15 protein-coding genes are annotated in these 17,381 nt (G+C 71.2%); 8 read left to right on the forward strand and 7 right to left on the reverse strand.

Annotated elements, in window-relative coordinates:
- The first annotated feature begins 18 nt into the window (after window positions 1-18).
- Window positions 19-876, forward strand: coding sequence for a formate dehydrogenase accessory sulfurtransferase FdhD (gene fdhD, locus JOE64_RS13775; RefSeq protein ID WP_204964763.1), 858 nt, complete (start codon window positions 19-21; stop codon window positions 874-876).
- Window positions 877-911: 35 nt separating this feature from the next.
- Here the strand turns inward: fdhD and JOE64_RS13780 are convergent, their stop codons facing one another.
- The 3 genes from JOE64_RS13780 to JOE64_RS13790 form a co-directional block, all read right to left on the reverse strand.
- Entirely contained in the window at window positions 912-1,226 is a 315-nt protein-coding gene (locus JOE64_RS13780; protein ID WP_204964764.1) for a hypothetical protein, read from the reverse strand.
- A gap of 33 nt (window positions 1,227-1,259) precedes the next feature.
- Window positions 1,260-2,384 (reverse strand): carboxylate-amine ligase, encoded by a 1,125-nt coding sequence (locus tag JOE64_RS13785; protein WP_204964765.1) that lies wholly within the window; start codon window positions 2,382-2,384, stop codon window positions 1,260-1,262.
- 117 nt (window positions 2,385-2,501) lie between these two features.
- Window positions 2,502-4,316 carry a lipase family protein gene (locus JOE64_RS13790; protein WP_204964766.1) on the reverse strand — a complete coding sequence of 605 codons (1,815 nt, stop codon included), beginning with the start codon at window positions 4,314-4,316 and terminating at the stop codon, window positions 2,502-2,504.
- A 161-nt stretch (window positions 4,317-4,477) separates the two neighbouring features.
- On the opposite strand from JOE64_RS13790, the gene JOE64_RS13795 reads away from it, so the two are divergent.
- The 4 genes from JOE64_RS13795 (at window position 4,478) to JOE64_RS13810 (ending at window position 9,173) form a co-directional block, all read left to right on the forward strand.
- Window positions 4,478-5,641, forward strand: a complete 1,164-nt coding sequence (locus tag JOE64_RS13795; protein ID WP_204964767.1) for a polysaccharide deacetylase family protein — start codon at window positions 4,478-4,480, stop codon at window positions 5,639-5,641.
- A gap of 121 nt (window positions 5,642-5,762) precedes the next feature.
- Window positions 5,763-6,899, forward strand: a complete 1,137-nt coding sequence (locus JOE64_RS13800; RefSeq protein ID WP_204964768.1) for a glycosyltransferase — start codon at window positions 5,763-5,765, stop codon at window positions 6,897-6,899.
- Complete coding sequence (locus tag JOE64_RS13805; protein ID WP_204964769.1) at window positions 6,896-7,162, forward strand: glutaredoxin family protein; 267 nt, start codon at window positions 6,896-6,898, stop codon at window positions 7,160-7,162. The genes JOE64_RS13800 and JOE64_RS13805 overlap by 4 nt, the downstream gene beginning before the upstream one ends.
- A gap of 166 nt (window positions 7,163-7,328) precedes the next feature.
- Window positions 7,329-9,173, forward strand: coding sequence for an aldehyde dehydrogenase family protein (locus JOE64_RS13810; protein WP_271202502.1), 1,845 nt, complete (start codon window positions 7,329-7,331; stop codon window positions 9,171-9,173).
- Window positions 9,174-9,770: 597 nt separating this feature from the next.
- Here JOE64_RS13810 and JOE64_RS13815 read toward each other — a convergent pair.
- Both JOE64_RS13815 and ypfJ read right to left on the reverse strand, forming a co-directional pair.
- Window positions 9,771-11,333: a DEAD/DEAH box helicase gene (locus tag JOE64_RS13815; RefSeq protein ID WP_204964770.1), complete on the reverse strand. Its 1,563-nt coding sequence runs from the start codon at window positions 11,331-11,333 to the stop codon at window positions 9,771-9,773.
- A gap of 868 nt (window positions 11,334-12,201) precedes the next feature.
- Window positions 12,202-13,071, reverse strand: coding sequence for a KPN_02809 family neutral zinc metallopeptidase (gene ypfJ, locus JOE64_RS13820; protein ID WP_204964771.1), 870 nt, complete (start codon window positions 13,069-13,071; stop codon window positions 12,202-12,204).
- A gap of 46 nt (window positions 13,072-13,117) precedes the next feature.
- Here ypfJ and JOE64_RS13825 point away from each other — a divergent pair, with 46 nt between their 5' ends.
- The 3 genes from JOE64_RS13825 to JOE64_RS13835 are packed head-to-tail and all read left to right on the forward strand — an operon-like array spanning window position 13,118 to window position 16,413.
- Window positions 13,118-14,179 carry a malate dehydrogenase gene (locus tag JOE64_RS13825; RefSeq protein WP_204964772.1) on the forward strand — a complete coding sequence of 354 codons (1,062 nt, stop codon included), beginning with the start codon at window positions 13,118-13,120 and terminating at the stop codon, window positions 14,177-14,179.
- A 16-nt stretch (window positions 14,180-14,195) separates the two neighbouring features.
- A complete protein-coding gene (locus JOE64_RS14855) occupies window positions 14,196-15,935 on the forward strand; it encodes a cation:proton antiporter (RefSeq protein ID WP_204964773.1) in 1,740 nt (579 codons plus the stop codon).
- A 49-nt stretch (window positions 15,936-15,984) separates the two neighbouring features.
- Window positions 15,985-16,413 carry a recombinase family protein gene (locus JOE64_RS13835; RefSeq protein WP_204964774.1) on the forward strand — a complete coding sequence of 143 codons (429 nt, stop codon included), beginning with the start codon at window positions 15,985-15,987 and terminating at the stop codon, window positions 16,411-16,413.
- Window positions 16,414-16,497: 84 nt separating this feature from the next.
- Here JOE64_RS13835 and JOE64_RS13840 read toward each other — a convergent pair whose 3' ends face one another.
- Window positions 16,498-16,881, reverse strand: coding sequence for a hypothetical protein (locus JOE64_RS13840; protein WP_204964775.1), 384 nt, complete (start codon window positions 16,879-16,881; stop codon window positions 16,498-16,500).
- Window positions 16,882-17,063: 182 nt separating this feature from the next.
- A complete protein-coding gene (locus JOE64_RS13845; protein WP_204964776.1) occupies window positions 17,064-17,360 on the reverse strand; it encodes a WXG100 family type VII secretion target in 297 nt (98 codons plus the stop codon).
- Between the last annotated feature and the right edge of the window lie 21 nt (window positions 17,361-17,381).

Genomic DNA, 17,381 nt, shown 5'->3' on the forward strand with positions numbered 1-17,381 from the left:
GCGGTCTAGGCTCGGCACGTGGGACGGATCACGACCAGACGACCGGTGCTGAGCGTCTCGCTCGACGCCTCACCGCGTCGTCGTGCCGACACCCTGGCGGTGGAAGAGCCCCTCGAGCTCCGTATCGACGGATCGCCGCTCGTCGTCACGATGCGCACGCCGGGGCACGACGTCGAGCTCGCCGCCGGCTTCCTGCTGTCGGAGGGGATCATCCGCGACGACAGCGACTTCCGCGGCGCGATCCATTGCGGCGGACCGGGCACCGGCGGCGCCGAGAACACCTACAACGTGCTCGACATCGCACTCGGCGCCGGCGCCCGCCTGCCCGAGTCGCCCGCCCGAAGATTCACCGTGACGAGCGCCTGCGGCGTCTGCGGCCGGGAGAGCATCGACGAGGTGGAGCGGCACTCGTCCTTCGATCTGTCGGCGGATGCCAGTCGCGTCGACGCCGCTTGGATGCTGACCCTGCCGGACCGACTGCGCGCGGAGCAGGCGGCCTTCGACAAGACGGGCGGCCTGCACGCGGCGGGACTGTTCGACACCGCCACCGGTGACCTGCTCGTCGTACGCGAAGACGTCGGTCGCCACAATGCGGTCGACAAGGTGCTCGGCTGGGCCCTGCTGCAGGGGCATCTGCCCCTCACCGGCACCGTGCTGCAGGTCTCGGGGCGCGCGAGCTTCGAGCTGGTGCAGAAGTGCGTCATGGCGGGAGTCCCGTTCCTGTCGGCGGTCTCGGCGCCGTCGTCTCTCGCCGTCGACCTGGCCGAGCGCACCGGGCTCACCCTCGCCGGATTCGTGCGCGGGGCATCCATGAACGTGTACAGCCACGGCGAGCGGCTTGTGCTGCCCTCAGCGTCCGCCTCCGCCCCGGCCTGAGCGCCGCGCGAGCGCGTGCGGCGCGGGCGCCGGAGTCAGGAGCGCGCGACGACGATCGCGGCGATCGCCGATTCGAGATCGGTCGCCTGCGCGATCTCGACGGCGCGATGATAGTCCGGGCCGGCGAGCGCGACATACACTGAGCCGACGACGTCGACGAAGCCGACGGTGTCGGCGTCGCACGTGACCGCGTAGGCGTCGACGTCGATGAGCTCCCATACGATCCCGCGGACGGGCGACGGAGGCGCGGACGGGGCGGGGGAAGACAGCTCAGCGGCAACCGGCTCGGCGCCGGCGACCCTCGTCGACGCCGGAGCAGAGCCGACCTCGGCAGTTCTCGGTTCGATCATGATGTGCTCCTCGCTGCGCATCGCGCATGCTCCTCAGTCGCCCGCGACGCGCGAGCGGTACAGTCCGGCCAGTTCCCCTGCGGCATGGGCCCGCCGCTGACGCGACGCTCCCGTTCCCGACCGCTCCAGCTCGGCGAAGAATCCGTCCACCTCGCGCCGCCCGTCGGCGTCGAGGTGGCGTTCGACGATCGAGCGCAGCGCCTCGATGACCACGACCGCGGGAACGGGATGCCCCGACGCCGGATCGATGAGGGTCGATGAGGTGCCGTGGCGTGCCGCGTGCCAGTGCGCGGCATCCCACCCTTCGTAACGGGTCGGACGCGGGGTGACGGTGTCGAACCCCTCGACCACCAGCGCACGGATGATCGCGGCGAGTGCCACCGACGAGCGCGGATCGAGCTGGGCGTCGCACACACGGACTTCGAGGGTGGGATGCCGCTGCGACAGCCGCGCGTGCCAGTTGATGGTCCCGGCATCCGATGTCGCACCGACCCCCGCCAACCGGTCGAGCGCGTCGTCGTACTCGACCGCGTCGGCGAAGTACGGAGGTGTGCTGTGCGTCGTCCACCGCCTGCTGTGGATCGCCCGCCAGCTGGCGAAGCCCGTGTCGCGCCCCTGCCAGAACGGCGAGTTCGCCGACAGCGCGAGAAGGGCGGGCAGCCACGGCCGGAGGAAGTTGGATGCCCGCACGCCCGCATCGCGGTCGGCGATGCCCACGTGCACGTGCAGTCCGTTGAGCTGATGGTCGGGGGCGAGCCCGGCGATCTCGTCCGCGATGACGGCGTATCGCCCTGACCAGTCGTCACCGCGCGTCAGCGTGCGAAACGGCGTACCCGTTCCCGCGACGACGACACCGGCGGCATCCGCGAACGCGGCGAGCGCCCGGCGGAACGCCAGGATCGCGGCGAGCGCCTCATCGGTGCGCGTGCACACCGGCGTCGCGTACTCGATCTGCGACGGGAAGAACTCGGCGGCCACCGCACCGGCGGCGTCGGCGCCGAGCTCGGTGATCGCCGCCGGGCCCAGGTCGATCGTCTGCAGCGTGCGGCGGTCGACGAAGACGAACTCCTCTTCGATGCCGAACGTCACGGCGGAGCGAACGGCGTCGGCGACGAGACCGGGGCGATCACCGGTCAGAATCCCGACGCTGTGGTCCATCTCCCCAGCAGACGCGCTCGGGAGGCATCGGACGAGGGACTTGACATCGCGTCGACGACCTGCGCTCGTGGCCTCGCTCGCCCCGCTCCGGCGGCCGGCGGCCGGCGGGTCAGCCGATCAGCACGTCGAGGGCGGCGCCGCGCGCCCGGCGAACCGGTCCGCGGTCCACGAGACCAGCAACGGCAGAAAGCCCGATCCCTCCGTCACGACGCCCATGTGCGAGAGCCCCGGGTACTCGTGCGAGGTCAGATCGACCCCCGCGGCGCAGAGCTCGCCGACGTAGTCGTGCTGCAGTGCGGGGGCGATGACCTCGTCCGACCCACCCCACGCGATCAGCAGGGGCGCACCCCAGGGGCCGAGGGTCTTGTTGTCGTCGAGGCGGGCGCCGAGCACCCCGCCGGTCAGATCACCGAGGTACAGCCGATCGCCCGAGCCGACGCCGATCGCACTCAGCACGCTGACGAGCAGACCCGGCTGGCTGGCGCAGCGGGCCGACATCTCGCGGACGATCGCGCGCCCCGCGGGGGCGACCTGCGCCGCGAAGTCGACGTCGTCGTATGCCTGGCTATAGGGGATCAGCACCCACGCGACCGCGAGCGTCGTCACGGGACTGGATCCCGCGGCGCCGATGATCCGCTGCGCGAGACCGCGCGGGTCGGCCGCCGGAGAGACGGCTGCGACGCCGAGGATGTGCAGTTCGGGCGCGTACTCCGCGGCGAGCGCGCCGGTCCACAGTGCGGCGTGACCGCCCTGCGAATGCCCCCAGACGACGGCCTCGGCGGGCAGGTCGAGCCCGTCCAGGTGACGCGCGGCGCGGAACGCGTCGAGCGTCGAGCGCGCCTCGCCCTGACCGATCAGATAGGGAAAATCGCCCGCCGCGCCTTGACCGGAGTAGTCCGTCGCGACGATGACCCATCCGGCGGAGACCGCCTGAGCGACGGCAGGGATGCCCTGGATGTCGAACATGTTCATCATGAGGCTCGGCGCGCAGTCGCGGGCGATGCCGGTGGTGCCGTGATCCCAGAGCACCACCCGCGCCTGTCCGTCCGGCAGCGTGTCGGGAATCACGACGATCGCGCTCGCCACGGCGGGGGCGCCGTGCAGGTCGGTCGTCGTGTAGAGGATGCGTTCGACGTGCGCGCCTGCCGGCGCCGTCCCGGGCCACGCGTCGGCCCGCAGCAGCGCGCCGGGGGCATCCGGCACCTCCGCCGGTGTCGAGTAGAACGCGTCGACGACAGGGAGCCCCGCCCGCAGGTCGAGGCTGACCATCCACGCGCCCGCCGAGACCGCCACCACCAGCAGCGCCGCCACCCAGCGGCCCACAGCCGCCGCGATGATCCGTCCACGCGGCGCCGGATCGCGCGACGCCCGCGTCGCTCGCAGGCGACGACGCCACGGCGCCAGCGCGCGCCAGAGCAGGGTGAGGCCGAACACGACGGCGCGCAGCCCGAACAGCACCGCCACCGTCACCGAGGTCAGATCGGGCCACAGCAGCGCGAGCACGCCGAACGCGATCTGCGCGAGAATCCACGCAGCCGTCAGGACGCGGGCGCTGAGGGGCCCCTGGCGCAGCCGCGGCAGGTCGGAGAGACCGCCCACCACGAGCAGCGCCGCCATCACGATCGGCAGCAGCGCGATGCTGACACCGAGCCACGCGATGAGCGCGATGCCCACGACGATCCAGACGACGCCGACGACCATGCGCAGGATGCCCGGGCGCCGCCCCCGGACGAGCTCGGCGACACCCGAGAGGATGCAGCTCGCGCCGGCGTAGACCGCGAGCACCCACAGCGACGTCAACGGGCGCACCGCGATGAGCGCACCCAGTACGACGAGCGCCGCCCCCACCGTCGCGACCAGCCAGGTCGGCGCTTCAGCGAAAAGGCCGGGCAGGGCCCGGAACCGGCGCAGTCGCACGTCGGGATCGCTCACACGATCACCCTACGCATCCGCGCCGACGCCGCCCAGCATCTGGCTCCGCGACGCGCGCGAGGGACGGGGCCCAGTCGAGGCCCGTCGTCCAGATCGTCGATACCCGCGACCTCTAAGATGTTCCCGGCGCGAGCGGCGCCCGGCACCGGGGGTAGTACGACATGAGCATCATTCGCGCGCAGCGGCGCGGCTTCGCGCGAGCGCTGACCGTGGGCATCCTGGTCGCCGTGACGTCCGCGGGGCTGTCCGCCTGCGCCGGCGCGACCACGGATGCCGCCACGCCCGACGTCAGCGCGACCGCGGCCACCCCGACGCCGACTCCGACGCCCCAGACGCCCGGCGAGAAGCTGCTCGCGGCGCACACGGGCCAGGCCGGCGCCTGCGCCGTGTCGTTCGTGCTGGACGGCGCCTCGATCGACCCCCAGCTGCAGGTGCAGGACCGCCTCTACGACCACCTGCCGATCCCGCGGCACGACGGCCGGGCGTTCGCCGGCTGGTACCACGACCAGGCGGCGGCCACTGCGGCATCCGCCGACCCGACCACGAACGCCGCCAGCCCCGCCGTGCGTGTCAACGGCTCGGACCTCGTCTCGTGCACGAACCAGCAGACCACCCTCTACGGCGCGTGGACCACGCCCGCCGCCGTCACCGGTGCGAAGACCCGCGTGCCGATCCTGATGTACCACCAGTTCACGGCGAAGCCCGGGGGCGAGGAGGGGTGGCTGCGCGGCAACTACTCGTACATCGAGGACTACCGCTCGCACATGCAGTACATCAAGGACCACGCGTTCTACCTGCCCACGTGGGACGAGCTGAGCGCGTTCATCGACGGAGCGCTCTACCTGCCCGACCACTCGGTCATCGTCACCGACGACGACGCCGACCCGACCTGGTTGACGATGGCCTCGCCCATCAACGAGCAGCTGCAGGTCATGGCGACCTCCTTCGACATCACCGGCGACGGCGCGGCGACGCAGAACCGGTTCATCCTGCCCCGCTCGCACACCCACGACATGCATCACGCGGGCGCGAACGGCAAGGGCCAGATGGTGAACCTGTCCGCGCCCGAGATCGCCGCGGACATGAAGGCTTCCGCAGACGCGCTGCGCGGTGTCGGCGTCACGGCGGGCGCGACCGAGATCATGGCGTATCCGTTCGGTCACACGAACGACACCGCCAAAGAGGGCCTGCGCGAAGCCGGGTTCGAGATGGCCCGCACGATCGAGCAGGGCTACGTGCAGGTCGGCAGCGAGAAGCTGGCGCTGCCCTGCGTCCGCATCAACTACGGGATGGGCGTCGCCGATCTGAAGGACCAGATCGGCTGAGGGGGCAGGCCGCCCAGCGCTCGCCGAGCACATCGGCGACTGACAGATCGTACTCAGGTAGCGCCTGCATACCACCGATATGCTGAATCGTCCCAACCGCCGGAGATTCGTGAGCAGCGCCATGGAACTGTCCATCATCGTTCCGACCTTCAACGAAGGCGGGAACGTCGCCGAGCTGGTGCGCCGCATCGGTTCGTCCCTCGACGGCGAGGACTTCGAGATCGTCTTCGTCGACGACTCCACCGACGACACCCCTTCGATCATCACGTCCGTCGCGGCCAGCGCACAGGTGCCCGTGCGCCTGATCCACCGCGACGCCCCCGACGGCGGCCTCAGCGGCGCCGTGCTCGAAGGCTTCCGGTCCGCCCAGGCACGCTGGTGCCTCGTGATGGACGGCGACCTGCAGCACCCGCCCGAGGACATCCCGCGGATGCTCGAGCGCGCCCGCCGGGGCGACGTCGACGTCGTCGTGGCATCCCGCTACGTCGCCGGCGGCACGGCCGGTGGCCTCGCCGGGGCGACGCGCACCGCGGTCTCACGCACCTCGACTGTGCTGACCAAGGCCATGTTCCCGCGCAAGCTGCACGGCTGCACCGACCCGATGACCGGGTTCTTCCTCGTCGACCGCGACAGCATCGACATCGAGTCGCTGCACCCCCGCGGGTTCAAGATCCTCCTCGAGATCCTCGCGCGCCGCCAGATGCGCATCGGCGAGGTGCCCTTCGCCTTCGCGACGCGGTACGCGGGCGAATCGAAGGCCAGCTTCACGCAGGGCATCCGCTTTCTGACGCAGCTCGCGATGCTGCGCTTCGGCCGCATGTCGGCGTTCGCCCTCGTCGGCGGCGTCGGCGCGATCGCGAACCTCGTGATCATGTGGGGACTCATCCGCCTCGGCATGGAGTACCTGCCGGCCGCGATCATCGCCAGCGAGGTGACGATCATCGGCAACTTCCTGCTGCTGGAATACCTCGTCTTCTCGGACATGCGCGCCGATTCCGGCCTCATGCGCACACGGTTCATCAAATCGTTCGTCTTCAACAACGTCGAAGCCGTCGTTCGCATCTCGGTGCTGCCTCTGCTGGTGCAGGGCGCACACATCCCGAGCGTGCTGGCCGCCGCCATCACTCTCGCCGCCGCGTTCGTGGTGCGTTTCGTCTACCACGCCCTGTGGGTCTACGCGCCGAAGCGGGTCGCAGCCGCTGCCGTCACGCGTGAACCGGCCGTCATCACCGCCGCCAGCCGTACGCTGGACTCATGACTTCGCAGGACGCCTCCACTCCGATCACGATGTTCGGCGCCGACTGGTGCCGTGACTGCGTGCGCACCAAGCGCCAGCTCGACGAGCTCGGCGTCGAGTACACGTACGTCGACCTCGTCGCCGACCCGTCTGCCGCCGACGTCGCGCGCGAGATCTCGGGTCGCACGAACATCCCGGTCGTCGTCTACCCCGACGCGACCCACCACGTCGAGCCGAGCAACGCCGACGTGGAGGCGAAGCTGCGCGAGCTCTCCCTCATCTGACGCCGCGGCCCGCGGGACGCGTGCCGTACGGTCGCCTGGCGGCGGCACGGCCGCCAGCCGGTAGCACGGCCGACGATGACGGGTACGGTCGTCTGGTGGCGGCGCGGTCGTAGGCTGGCACGGCGACGCCTTCTCACCGGCGACGCACCGCTTCGAGGGGGACGCCGTGACCGCAGCTTCTGAGACGACAGACTCCGACGCCCTCCCCGCGCACACGCGTACGGTGCTGGATGCCGCGATCGCCGACCTCGGGCAGGGCACCCGCACCTGGCGCGCGCTCACCCTCGGGCAGCGCCGCACGCTGCTCCGCCGCCTGCACGCGACGACCGCCGCCGTCGCCGAGGAGTGGGCCGACGTCGCCGCGACGTCGAAGGGGCTCGAGCCCGGGCATCCGCTGCGGGGAGAGGAATGGCTGTCGGGGCCGTACGCCGTGCTCGTGGCGCTCGACGCTTACGCCGACACGCTCGGCGCCCTCGCCGCCGGCCGGTCCCCGCTCGACGGAATCCGGCTCGGTGCGGCCCCCGGCGGGCGGACCCGCGTGCGCACATCACCCCTGTCGACGGCCGATGCCGTGCTGCTGTCGGGGTACTCGACCGAGGTGTGGCTGCAGCCGGGTGTCGACGCGGCCACGGCGCGCCGTGAGGCCGGACTCGGCCAGCTGCATCCGACCGAGCCGGCCGAGGTGGGCCTCGTGCTCGGTGCGGGGAACGTCACCTCGATCCCCGTGCTCGACGTGCTCTACGAACTGCTCGCCTCGAATCGGGTGTCGATCCTCAAGGTGAATCCGACGCAGGACGCCCTCGTGCCCGTCTTCGAGCGCGCCCTGGCGCCGCTCATCGAACCCGGGCTGCTGCGGATCGTGCGGGGCGGCGGTGACGCGGGCGGGTACCTGACGCGGCATCCGTCGATCGCGCACGTGCACATCACCGGGTCGGAGGCGACCTTCCGCGCGATCGTGTGGGGGACGGCAGATGGCGCGGGGTCCGGGTCTGAGCGCGAGGCGGGCTCTGAGGTGGGGCCGGTTTCGGACGCGGAGCCGGGGCCGGAGGCGGGGCTTGGCTCGGGTGGCGCCGGTCGCGCCGCGACGGCGGAACGCGAGCCGGTCCTGCAGGTTCCGATCTCGGCCGAGCTCGGCGGGGTGTCGCCGATCATCGTGGTGCCGGGTGCGTGGTCGCGCGCCGACCTGCGATTCCAGGCGGAGCACGTCGCGACGATGCGCCTGCACAACAGCGGCCACAACTGCATTGCAGGTCAGGTCGTGATCGTCAGTCGCGACTGGCCGCAGCGCGCCGCGTTCCTCGCCGAACTGCGCGCCGCCTACGACCGCGCGCCCGCACGGCCGGTCTGGTATCCGCACAGCGAGGCGCGGCTCGAGGCCGCACGAACGGCGTATCCGGATGCCACGTGGTGCGGCGGGGGCGACCGGATGCTCGTCGAGACGACGGGCGAACAGGCATCCGCCCTCGAAACGACGGAGTATTTCGCGCCGGTGCTCGGTGTCGTCGACCTGCCCGGCGTCGGACAGGGCTTTCTCGACGCGGCCGTCGCGCACGCGAACGAGCGGCTCGTCGGAACGCTCGGGGCCAACGTGCTGGTCGATCCGGCGACGCAGCGCGCGCTCGGCGCGGGGCTCGAGCGTGCGATCGCCGACCTGCGGTACGGCACGGTCGCGCTCAACGCGTGGACGGCGTTCGGCTTTCTGACGCCGACCGCGACCTGGGGGGCCTTTCCCGGCGGGACACTCGAGCACGCACCGAGCGGCATCGGAGTGGTGCACAACGCGCTGCTGCTCGATCAGGTGGAGCGCACCGTCGTGCGGGGCCCGTTCCGCCCGTTCCCGCGCTCGCTGAGCGGCCTCGCGCACGGCTTCGGCCTGTCGGTGCTGCCGAAGCCGCCGTGGTTCGTCACCGCCCGCACCGGGGCTGCGGTCAGCGAGGGCTTCACCCGCTTCCGGATGGGTGGCGACGGCATCCGCATTCTCGCGACGCTCCTGCGCGCGTTCCGTGCCTGACCGCGGAGCCGCTGGTGGTGCGGGCCGGCAGTCGCGGCCGGATGTTGGTGGTGGGCCGATTGGGGGTCGGCCGGCGTGGTGCCGCTGGTGGCGCGGGGCGGCGATGGCACCGGGCGGGTGGCTGCGGCGACGGCCGCGGGGTTGGTGCTGCTGCGGCTGGCGTGTTGGCACCGCATCGTCGCACCGACCGATGTCCCACAATCGGCGATGCATGTCCCACAATCTGTCGCTGCGGCATCCCCTAAACGACAGAAACTGGGACACACCCGAGGCACAGGATGTCTCAGGAGCGAAGCCACCACCGGGCGCCGGACATGGCCCCCGCCGATGTCGCGCCGCCCGGCCGCGGTCCCGACCGACCCCACGGCCCCGTCCCACTATCCACACGACATGTCCCGCTATCGGCAGAGCATGTCCCACAATCCGTCGCTCCGACATCCCTCGAGCGACAGAAAGTGGGACACACCCCAGGCACAGGATGCCTCAGGCGCACAGCCACCCCGGGCGCAGCGGATGCCTCACAAGTGAGACCCCGCCACAGATCCGAGCAGGCCTCAGGCCGACGCCGCTCTGAGCGGCCGCGCGAGGCGCGCCGGGTCAACGACCCGAGCGGCGCTGGCCACCGTTCTGACGCACGACCGAGCCGACCATGAGCTTGCCGCTCCCGCCGCTGTGCGATGCACGACGGCCGGTGGTGCGAGCGTTGCCGGATGCCTGAGCGCTGTGCGTCTCGCGAGGTGCTCCCGCCCCGTCACGCGCAGCACGACCGGCGCCCTGCGAACGCTCGGCGTCCGGGCGTCCCGACCGGTCCTTGCGCGGCTGGGTCGACTGTCCCCCGCGCCCGCCGGCGCTCTGGCCGCCACGCCCGCCGGCGCTCTGGCCCTCGCGTGCCGCGCGCTTGCGCTGCGCGTTGGCCCCCTGGCTGCGGCCCCCACCACCCTGACCCCGCGCGGGCGCGGCGGCCTTCGGCTCGGGCTTGACGTACGGCGCGACCTCGCCGACGAGCGCGGTGACCTCGGGCGAGGTCGCCGTGACCCGGATGGGCGCCGCGGTGATCGCGGCCTTGCGGAGGAGATCCTTGACGTCCCTCTCCTGACCGGGCAGCACGAGCGTCACGACCGAGCCTTCGGCGCCCGCACGGGCGGTACGGCCGGAGCGGTGCAGGTACGCCTTGTGCTCCATCGGCGGGTCGACGTGGATGACCAGCTCGACATCGTCCACGTGCACACCACGGGCGGCGACATCGGTCGCGACGAGGACCTTCGCCGCGCCCGACGCGAACGCGGCGAGGTTGCGGTCACGCGCCGGCTGCGAGAGGTTTCCGTGCAGGTCGACGGCGGGGATGCCCTCGGCCGTCAGCTGCTGTGCCAACTTCTTGGCGTGGTGCTTGGTGCGCATGAAGAGAATGCGGCGGCCCGTGCCGGAGGCGAGCGTGCGAACGAGCTCCTTCTTGGCATCCGCCCCTTCGACATGGAACACGTGGTGCGTCATCGCGGCGACGGGAGAGTTGGCCTCGTCGACCGAGTGGAGCACCTCGTTCTGCAGGAAGCGGTTCACGAGCTTGTCCACGCCGTTGTCGAGCGTGGCGCTGAAGAGCATCCGCTGACCGCCGGTCGGCGTCGCCGAGAGGATGCGCGTCACCGACGGCAGGAAGCCGAGGTCGGCCATGTGGTCGGCCTCGTCGATGACGGTGATCTCCACGGCATCCAGCTTCACGAAGCCCTGCTTCATGAGGTCTTCGAGACGGCCGGGGCAGGCGACGACGATGTCGACGCCGTCCTTCAGCGCGGCGACCTGGCGGTTCTGGTTCACGCCGCCGAAGATCGTCGTGGTCTTCAGGCCGTAGGCGGATGCCAGGGGCTCGAGCGTCGCATTGATCTGCGTCGCCAGCTCGCGCGTCGGCGCGAGGACGAGGCCCAGGATGCGACCGGCACGACGCGAGCCGCCGGCGAGCGCCCCGCCCAGGCGCGCGGCCATCGGAATGGAGAAGGCGAGGGTCTTGCCCGAGCCGGTTTTGCCGCGGCCGAGCACGTCGCGGCCGGCGAGCGTGTCGGGCAGGGTGTCGACCTGGATCGGGAACGCCTCGGTCTTGCCGTCCTTCGCGAGGACGTCGAGGAGCGGAGCGGGCACGCCGAGCGTGCGGAAAGTGATGTCAGACATGAAGGTGTTTCTGGGCAGGGATGCCCGGATCGGTGGCCTCTGCGCGGATGCGCACAGGGTCGCCGTACGAAGAATGTCAGCCGATCATCCGGTCGGTGCCGGGCGGCGAGGGAAGCGTTCTACGACGCGAGAGGCACCGGAGTCGGCGCCGCAAGTGGGTCCACTCTACCAGGGCCGCTCCTGCTGCCGCCCCGGTGGCGGCCGGCAGGGGGTGCGGGGCGTGGGTCTTGGGGTGGGCGGGGTTTGCGGTCTGGGTGCGGGGGGCGGGGCGGTCGGGACGTGAGGCGCGGGGGTAACTCACCCGGGTTTGGGGTCGCCCGAGGCCATCGCGAGATGCCCCCGCTCGGTTCGGGGTCGCCAGGGGCCGCTTCGGAGCATGGGGGTCGACCACATGCGACCCCGAACCGAGCGGGCATCGACCACACGCGACCCAGAACCGAGTCAGAGGGCAAGAATCGAGACCCCTGGCATCCTCAGCAACCGCGGCATCCTCGGCGTCCTCAGCGTCATCGCCGCGCCGACCACGCTGACCTCCGAGCGATGCACCCCGCCACCGGCCGCATGTCCCACTATCCGTCGCTCAACCGCTGCTGGGAGAGCAGAAAGTGGGACATCCCCCGCAGAAAGTGGGACATGCGCCGCATCATGCAGGAGAGGACTGTCGCGACGGCACCGGCATCCGGCGATTCGCCGGGCCGCCGGGCCGCCGCGCCGACCACGTTGGCTTCCGAGCGATGCGCCCCGCGACCGGAGCATGTCCCACTATCTGTCGCTCAACCGCTCCTTGAAGAGCAGAAAGTGGGACATCCCCCACTGAAAGTGGGACATACCCCGCATCAATCGGGACACGGCCGCGCCGGCTCGGCGCTCACAGATCGTTCCCCGCGGCGAAGGTGTCGCAGGCTCGGGGACCGCCCTGCAGTCCCGCGCCGAACCACTTCTGCCGCTGCGCGCTCGACCCGTGCGTCCAGCTCTCCGGATTGACCCGCCCCGACATCGCCTGGATGTGGTCGTCGCCGACCGCCGCGGCCGCATCCAGCGCATCGCGGATCTGGTCACTCGTGGGTCGCTGCAGGAACGCGACGCCCTGGGCATCCTTCTGATCCGCGGCCGCCGCAACCCAAGCCCCGGCGTAGCAGTCGGCCTGCAGCTCCGCGCGCACGCTGTTGCTGCGCGGTCCGGTGCCGTTTGAGGGATAGCGATCGAAAACACCGGTGATCTGCTGGATGTGGTGACCGTACTCGTGCGCCACGACGTACAGCTGCGCGAGAGGCCCCGTCCGGTCGCCGAACTGCTGCTCGAGCACGTCGAAGAACGTCGGGTCGATGTACACCGTCTCCTCGGGCGGGCAATAGAAGGGGCCCGTCGCATTGGATGCCGTGCCGCAGGCGGTCGGGGTCGACCCGTCGACGATGATCAGCTGCGGCTCGCGGTAGCCGCTCACCTGCTTCGCCCAGTACTGGTTGATGCTGAGCGTGCCCGCGGCGAGCCGGCAATCGATGCGCGCGTTGGCGTCAGCACCGGTGCGGCAGTTGGAGATCTCGGTGCCCTCGCCCGACGCGGAGGATCCGCTCTCGGGGCCGACGAGCAGGCTGGAGAAGTCACCGCCGGTGAAGATCTGCAGCAGGATCACCGCGATCGCCCCGAGCCCGCCGACACCACCCGCGATGACTCCGCCACCGGGCCCGCGCCTCTTCGCGCCGCTCCCGCTGACATCGGCGTTGCTGTTGAACGTCATGGCCTCACCGTACCCTCTGAGGCGACTGCGCCCGTAGGCTCTGACCATGGATGCCACCAACGACCCTTCGACCGACTCGGGGCCTGCGGCGACAGCAGGCTCGCCGCCGCAGCCGGTCACCGTCACGATCACCGGAGCCGGCGGTCAGATCGGCTACGCGCTGCTGTTCCGCATCGCCGCAGGCGCCATGCTCGGCGATCGGCCCGTGCGGCTGCGGCTGCTCGAGGTGCCGCAGGGAATGAAGGCGGCCGAAGGCGCCGCGCTCGAGCTGCAGGACTGCGCGCTTCATCTGCTGCGCAGCGTGGACATCACCGACGACGCGCGCAGCGGCTTCGAGGGCGCGAACATCGCGATGCTCGTCGGAGCCCGCCCTCGCACGGCGGGCATGGAGCGTGCCGACCTGCTGTCGGCCAACGCCGGGATCTTCGGCCCCCAAGGTGCGGCACTGAATGCCGTGGCCGCCCCCGACATCCGCGTCGTCGTGGTGGGCAACCCGGCGAACACGAACGCGTTGATCGCGGCGGCATCCGCCCCCGACATCCCCGGCGAGCGCTTCGCCGCCCTGACCCGTCTCGACCACGACCGTGCGGTGGGGCAGCTCGCCCAGGCAGCGGGCGCCTCCCCCACCGACGTCCGTGGCGTCACGATCTGGGGCAATCACTCGGCGACGCAGTTCCCCGACGTCGATCACGCGCTCATCGCGGGCCGCCCCGCCCGCGATGTGCTGTCGGAGCGGCTCGGAGGACCGGGCGCGGCCCTCGCCTGGCTCGACGACGAGTTCGTGCCCCGCGTCGCGAAGCGCGGAGCGGAGATCATCGCCGTCCGCGGGTCGTCGTCTGCGGCATCCGCGGCGAACGCGGCGATCTCGCACGTGCGCGACAGCGTGCTCGGCACCGGTGACGAATCGGTATCGGCCGCGGTGCTCTCGCACGGCGAGTACGGCGTCGCCGAGGGGATCTACTCCTCCTTCCCGGTGACGAGCGACGGAACCGGGTACCGCATCGTCGAAGGCCTCTCTCTCGACGATCGCGCCCGCGCCCGCATCGACGCCTCGGCCTCGGAGATCGTCGCCGAACGCGACGCCGTCCGCGCCCTCGGCCTGCTCTGACACCTCGGGAGGCTCCGTGGATCTCCTTCTCGTCGTCCTCATCGGCGTCATCGCGGTCGCCGTCGTCACCGCGCTCGCGCAACGCCTCGGCGTCGCGGGGCCCCTGCTGCTGGTCGCGCTGGGCCTGGGCGTCGGTCTGCTGCCGTTCATCCACGTGCCCGAGATAGACCCCGAGATCATCCTCGTCGGCGTGCTCCCGCCCCTCCTCTACGCCTCGGCCGTGCGGTTGCCGGCGATCGAGTTCCGACGGGACCTCGGTCCCATCTCGGGCCTCGCGGTGTTCCTGGTCGTCGTCACCGCGCTCATCCTCGGCTGGTTCTTCTCGCTCGTGCTGCCCGATGTCGGCTTCGCGCTCGGCGTGGCCCTCGGCGCCATCCTGAGTCCGACGGATGCCGTGGCGACCGGCATCGCGAAACGGCTCGGCATCTCGCCGCGCGTCACGACGATGCTCGAGGGCGAGAGCCTGCTCAATGACGCGACGGCGCTCGTGCTGCTGCGCACCGCCCTGATCGCCGTGGTCGCCGGAACCTTCTCGTTCGGCGCGTCCGTCGGCAGTTTCCTGTGGGCCATTGTGATCGCCGTCACCATCGGTGGGGCCGTGGGTCTGCTCGCCGTGCGCCTGCGCGCCTGGGTCGGGAACTCGGCCGCGAGCACCGCCATCGGGTTCACCGTGCCCTTCATCGCCTACCTGCCCACGGAGCACCTGAACGGATCGGGCCTCGTCGCCGCTGTCATCGCCGGAATCGTGGCCGGTCAGGGCGCTCAGCGTTGGTTCACCCCCGAGCAGCGACTGTCGGACCAGGTGAACTGGCGCACCGTGGAACTGGTGCTCGAGGGCGGCATCTTCCTCATCATGGGGCTCGAGCTCGACCAGATCGTCACCGACGTCACCCGCCGTCACGAGGGCCTCGCGCTGCCCGCCGTCGTCGCACTGGCCGCGCTGCTCATCATCCTGGTCGTGCGGGCGGCCTACGTCGCCTTCCTCATCTGGGCCGGGCGCTCCCGCGCCGGGAAGATGGATCGCTCGCGCTACGACCGGATGGATGCCCGGTTGGACGAGATCGAGGAGCACGGCTGGCCCGAACGCGCCGCGGGCCGCGGGCGCACGACCCCCTCGCCGGAACGCGTCGCGAAACGCGTGGGGTCCATGCGCGAACGGGTGGCCCGGGCGGTGGCCGATGTGGACTATTACCAGTCCACACCGCTCGGGTGGAAGCACGCGACCGTCATCGTCTGGGCCGGCATGCGGGGCGTCGTGACCCTCGCCGCGGCGCAGACGATCCCCCGCACCGTCGAAGACCGTCCGGTCCTCATCCTCATCGCCTTTCTGGTCGCGTTCGTGAGCCTCATGCTGCAGGGGTTCACGCTGCCCTGGGTCGTGCGTGCGCTCCGGCTCGAGTCCGACGGCGAGGGCGCCGGCGACAGGGCCGAGCAGAAGCGGATCGATGACGAGCTGCGGGTCGCCGCCGCGGCGGCGCTGGCCGATCCTGCGCTGCATCGCCTCGACGGTTCACCGTTCGACCCGGCGCTGCTCGAGCGCATGGGCGCACGCTACATCGAACCGCCCGGTGAGCAGGCCACCTCCTCCACCCGCGACATCCTCGAGCTGAGGATCGCGCTCATCGAGGCGATGCGGGCACGGCTCACCCAGCTGTCGACGGGCGGCACCTTCAGCACCCAGACGCTGCGGCACACACTCGCCGAGCTCGACGCCGACCAGCTGAGCGTCGAGCTGAGACTGCGCGGTCAGGAGTGATCGCACAGCGACCGGACCTGGGACAATGGACCCCGGACGAGGGAGCGCCATGACCGATCAGACGGATGCCACCGACCGCGGACCGGCGGACTACGCCGAGTCGATCGCCCTGCCGGCAACGACCGAGGCCGTGCCCGTGATCGTCTCGCGCACGGACTGGTGGGCCGCGCGCCCCGCGGGCTCACGACTGGTCGGACTCGTCGTCGCCCGCGACGACCTGCCGTCGGTGATCGCCCAGCGCGACGCGCTGGCCGAGTTCGGAGTGCCGATCGAAGGCTTCCGCCACCCCGCCCCCGAGACCGGGGAGAGCTGGTCGGAGCGTCTCACACGCCTGTTCGGCCGGCTCACATCCGGCGATGTGGTCGTCGTCGCCGACAAGCATGCACTGGGGCGCACCGCGCCGGAAGAGACCCATGCCATCGCCGAACTGCGCCGACGCGGCATCATCGTGAAGGTACTGAGCGCCACGCGCTCCTGAGCCCGCTTCTCCCCTCGCGCGCCGCGGCCGGCGCCTCGTCGCGCCCCGTCTGCAGGCGCCGCCGGATGAGAGCCGCGGTGCCGCTCAGTGCTGGGCGACCGCGCGAACGTCGGCGGCGCTGAGTTGGAGGATGTCCTCGACGCCCGTGCCGACGCCGAGCCGATCGGCGACGCTGCCCATCACGGACGCACTGTCGGTGATGGTCGCCGTCAGAGGGTCGGAGAAGTCCGCCGGCGCACCCTGGACCGCCATGAAGGTGAGCGGCTCGCCGCGAAGGTCCGGGTCGTCGACGGCGACCGCGGCGACGGAGCGAACGTCGCGCGCGACTCCCTCTGCGGTCGCGTCGGCGACGAACATCCGGATCACGATCTTGTTCACCCACGGCGCGCCGGGGTGCTGCACCTCGACGAGCGCTCCGTTCAGACCGGCATCCTCAGCCAATCGATCCGAGACGCTCTTCTCGTTCATCCCGGCGCATCCCGACATCGTCACGGCGAGCAGCGCCGCGACCACGACAGCGCTCGCGCGTCTCCGAAGCCCGGCCACGGTGGTCGGGGCTATCCCCTCGCGAGACCGCACGGATGCGACGCTGTCGTGTTGAAAAGCGCGCATTCGTGCGGTCTCGCGTAGGCAATATGCCCGCAGGAGTCTTACTGGCCGAGCTGGCTGGCGAGCTGCTCGTCCGTGGACTGCAGGGCCTGGGCGGCCTTCTCGAGGAACGAGGCCATACCCTCGATGCCCTGGACGGTCTTGGTCGCGCCGGTGGTGAACTCGGTGTACGACGCGTCGAAGGCACCCGAGGCGCGCGACGTGGTGAAACCGTCCTGGACGAGCTGGGCGACGAGCTGGCGCAGACGCTGCAGGTTCGCCTCGAGCTCGTTCTGACCATCGCGCAGACGCCCGGCGGCGCTGTTCATCTGGTCGTAGGTGACATTCAGATTGGCCATGACGGCTCTCCTTCTTTCGGG

Source organism: Microbacterium dextranolyticum (genome assembly GCF_016907295.1).
Classification (GTDB): Bacteria; Actinomycetota; Actinomycetes; order Actinomycetales; family Microbacteriaceae; genus Microbacterium; species Microbacterium dextranolyticum.